We start from the raw sequence: 3,948 nt of genomic DNA, 5'->3' as shown, positions 1-3,948 counted from the left end.
ATACTCGCACTTCACCCAAATCAGGCTCAACGCGCACTTCGGCAAACTGCGCTCCAAATGAGTGCATTGAAAACTTCTTTTGTTCCTCTCCAGGTTTGGCATCTGCACGCGCTTCGATCATTTTCTTTCCATGTCGTGCCAAGATTGCCTGATATGTTTCGCTGGCGGAGGATTTATTTTTTAAGAAAAAGCTGCCGTTTTCGGCAATCACATCCTCAGCCTTTGAACTATAAAGCGGCGATTTTTGATCGGCAAGTGCTAGTTGCAAAAGCTGACTGCGTGCTTGATTTCCCGCTAGATGCACCGCTGAACTGACACTGGCGGCGGTTTGCGAACCACCAGAAACGGGGGTTTTTGGCATCTTGGTATCGCCTAGTTCAAACCGGACTTTGCTAACTGGTAGACCGAGTGCCTCAGCTGCAACTTGAGTCATCACAGTATAAGTTCCCGTGCCAATATCTTGGGAACCGCTCAATACAACGGCTGTACCGTCTGCCATAATTTTAGCGATCGCTGATGCTGGGGAACGGTAGGTAGGATAAGTAGCTGTCGCCATACCCCAACCAATTAAATAATTGCCGTCTCGCATTGAACGGGGCTTGGGATTGCGCTTTTGCCAGCCAAACTTTTCTGCCCCCAATTTGTAACACTCTCTCAATGACTTGCTCGACCAAGGTATTCCTTTGCTAGGATCAACTTCAGCATAGTTACGCAGACGCAACTCTACCGGATCGATATTGAGTGCATAAGCCAGTTCGTCCATTGCCGATTCTAAGGCAAACGACCCAGAAGCTTCGCCTGGGGCCCGCATATAGGTTGGTGTTCCTTGATCGAGCTGAACCAGACGGTGGGTAGTTTCGATATTCGGGCTAGCGTAAAGCATCCGAGCGCTTTTACCAACAGGTTCGATAAATTCATCGAAAGTTGAAGTTTGAGAAGTCCCGGCGTGTCGCAGAGCAGTCAATTTGCCATCGCGGGTTGCACCGAGAGAAACCTGTTGAATTGTCTCTGGGCGAAAGCCAACAGGGCCATACATTTGTATGCGTCCCAAAACTAATTTTACTGGGCGATTAACCTGCCGGGCTGCGATCGCCGCTAGCGGTACGTGCGACCAAGCCGACCCTTTGCAACCGAAGCCACCGCCGACAAAGTAAGACATAATGCGGACTTTCTCAGGCTCAATTCCTAATACCTCCGCAACTTTTTCTTGAGTCGAAAAAATTCCCTGAGTTGCGTCATACAGCAACAGTTCATCGCCTTGCCAAACTGCTGTTGTGGCATGAGGCTCCATTGGATTGTGATTTTCGATCGGTGTAGTATAAGTTTGATCGACGCGGACAGCAGCAGTTGCTAGTCCCTGGTTGACATTGCCGTGAGTTAAATCGGACGGCTCGCCTCCAGGTATTTTACCTTTGGGCAAGTATGCCTTAGCGAGGTTGTCCCGCATATTGATAGTTGGTTTCTCTTCGTCATAGCGAACTTGCACCAGCGAAGCAGCATACATCGCTCTTTCAAAAGTATCGGCAATGACGACACCAATATGCTGACCGCTATACAGGACAATGTTATCTTGTAGCACTTGCAGCTTGCGACCGCCGCCCTTTTCTCCAGACGCTTTGGGCGCGTTGAGGTGGGTAATTACTGCTAATACACCTGGTACTCGCTCCGCCGCCTTGGTATCGATTTGGGCTATTTTACCTTTGGCGATCGCACTTTGGATTGTCACGCCATAAGTCATTTTTGCGATCGGAAACTCAGCCGCATAACGGGCGCCACCAGTTACCTTGAGCCGTCCATCAACTCGATTTAACGGTTTGCCGACAACTATATTTGTATCCCCAGTATTCATGCCATCCCTCCCACCGTTGCCAGCGCTTTAACAATTGTGCGTTTAGTCAGTTCGACCTTAAACCCGTTGTATTTTTGAGGTTTAGCTCCGGCGATCGCAGCCAATGCAGCTGCTTGAAATGTTGCCTGATTGGCTGGCTTGTTCAAAAGTGCTTTTTCCGCTTCAAAGGCACGCCAGGGCTTTGTGCCCACGCCGCCAAGGGCAATGCGTGCCGAGCGAATAATCCCATTTTGAATATCTAACGCTGCCGCAACCGATGTCATCGCAAAAGCATAGGAGGCGCGATCGCGGACTTTTAAATAGTGCGATCGCCTTGCGAAGTTTAAAGCAGGTAAGTCAACGGCAACAATTAACTCTCCGTGTTCTAAAATCGTCTCCCTTTCTGGCGTATTACCCGGTACGAGATGAAAATCTACCAGCGGAATACTCCGCTCTCCCCTCGGCCCGCGTGTTTGCACAAGGGCATCGAGTGCGATCATTGCCACCGCCATATCAGAGGGATGGGTGGCAATACAGCGATCGCTACCGCCGAAAATCGCGTGAATGCGGTTATAACCCTCGATTGCCGGACAACCTGAACCAGGAACGCGCTTATTGCAGGGGAAGGCGGTGTCGCGGAAGTAGTAACAGCGGGTACGTTGCAGCAAATTTCCGCCTACACTTGCCATGTTTCGCAGTTGCGGTGATGCCCCAGACAGCAAAGCCTCCGACAGTACAGGGTAACGCTCTTGAATTATCGGATTATAAGCAACGTCGCTATTGCTTGCCATTGCTCCAATCCGCACACCATTACCCTGTACTTCTATCTTGGTTAACGGTAGTGGGTTAATGTCAACTAACTGTTTTGGCGTTTGTACATTCAGCTTCATCAAATCAATTAAGCTTGTACCCCCTGCCAAGTAAGCAGCTTCCACCTCTGGAGTAACCAAAGCCACGGCATTCTCTGCTTGTCCCGCTTTTTTATAGCTAAACGGCTGCATCTTTTTTTCCCTCTAAGACATCGCGGACAGCAGCCACGATATTTGGATAAGCACCGCAACGGCAGATATTGCCGCTCATTAGTTCGCGAATGTCGGCATCCGATTTAGCGTGTCCCTCGTTCACCAAACCCACCGCCGAACAAATCTGTCCTGGCGTGCAGTAGCCGCACTGAAACGCATCGCGGGACAGAAACGCGGCTTGCATCGGGTGCAGATTGTTTCCTTGTTTCAACCCTTCAATAGTTGTGATTTTCGCGTCGGTGTGCATAATTGCAAATGTCAAGCACGAATTAATCCGCTGCCCATCAACCAGCACCGTGCAAGCACCACACTGACCATGATCGCAACCTTTTTTAGTACCAATTAATCCTATATATTCCCGAAGCGCATCAAGTAAGGTAACACGCGGTTCAATCTGCAAATTATGTGGTGTTCCGTTCACTTGCAGCGTCACCTTCACAGTTTCAGAATCTGTGGAAGTTGCCAGCATAGGAGTAGTTTTTTTAACTTGAGTTTCTGCTACAGCTTTCTCTACAAAATTAGCGATCGTCGCCGCTACTGTGCTGAAGACCATTAATTGACCCAGCTTGCGGCGTCTTAAGACAAACCTCATTTGTTCGCTCCATTTTGTTTTTGTTAAAAATATTGAGTAATTATTACTAAAATTATTGATAGAAAACCAGACTTTCTGAAAAGTATTTTCTCTAAAAAGACATTGTTAATAGAATACAATTTCGTCTTGTTATGTCTCTCTATCAAAAGATTTATGCCATAAGTATTATCTAGAATTCTCAAAATAGAATTAATATCAAGTCCGGGTAATTAGTTATGATTCAATACAGTTCAGTTAAGCATTTTTTCTCTTCTCTCTGTTTCCTCTGCGCCTCTGCGGTTCGTTAAAAAAGTTGACTTTGACAAAGAGTTTTAGCCTTAACTGAACCGTATTACCTTATAAAGGGGAGGGAACCATTCAGCCAAACACTTTTAAAACAACCTCTAAGCTGCAAAGCACAATGAAGAGTTCTGAGTTCCAAGTGCTGAGTGAGTAAAAAGGAGAACAAGAATATTGTTCCCCTACGAATGCTTTATATTCCATGCCATTGAAAGCGGCTATAGGTT

3 protein-coding genes are annotated in these 3,948 nt (G+C 47.4%); all 3 read right to left on the bottom strand.

Annotation, left to right across the window (positions count from 1 at the left end; genetic code table 11):
* On the bottom strand, window positions 1–1,849 hold a 1,849-nt coding region (locus IQ229_RS16700; RefSeq protein ID WP_194045572.1), incomplete at its 3' end, for a xanthine dehydrogenase family protein molybdopterin-binding subunit.
* Window positions 1,846–2,829: an FAD binding domain-containing protein gene (locus tag IQ229_RS16695; protein WP_194045570.1), complete on the bottom strand. Its 984-nt coding sequence runs from the start codon at window positions 2,827–2,829 to the stop codon at window positions 1,846–1,848. The genes IQ229_RS16695 and IQ229_RS16700, both read right to left, overlap by 4 nt.
* On the bottom strand, window positions 2,816–3,442 hold the full coding sequence (locus IQ229_RS16690) for a (2Fe-2S)-binding protein (protein ID WP_194045568.1): 627 nt from the start codon (window positions 3,440–3,442) through the stop codon (window positions 2,816–2,818). Before IQ229_RS16690 ends, IQ229_RS16695 begins: the two co-directional genes overlap by 14 nt.
* Window positions 3,443–3,948 lie beyond the last annotated feature (506 nt).

Source organism: Nostoc cf. edaphicum LEGE 07299, assembly GCF_015207245.1.
GTDB classification, from domain to species: domain Bacteria; phylum Cyanobacteriota; class Cyanobacteriia; order Cyanobacteriales; family Nostocaceae; genus Nostoc; species Nostoc edaphicum_B.
Note: the sequence above shows the minus strand (reverse complement) of the source record. Positions and strands in the feature narration are given on the sequence as shown.

Coding starts and splice junctions, on each gene's coding strand:
- IQ229_RS16695 (WP_194045570.1), bottom strand. CDS start 2,829: ATGCAGCCGTTTAGCTATAAAAAAGCGGGACAAGCAGAGAATGCCGTG.
- IQ229_RS16690 (WP_194045568.1), bottom strand. CDS start 3,442: ATGAGGTTTGTCTTAAGACGCCGCAAGCTGGGTCAATTAATGGTCTTC.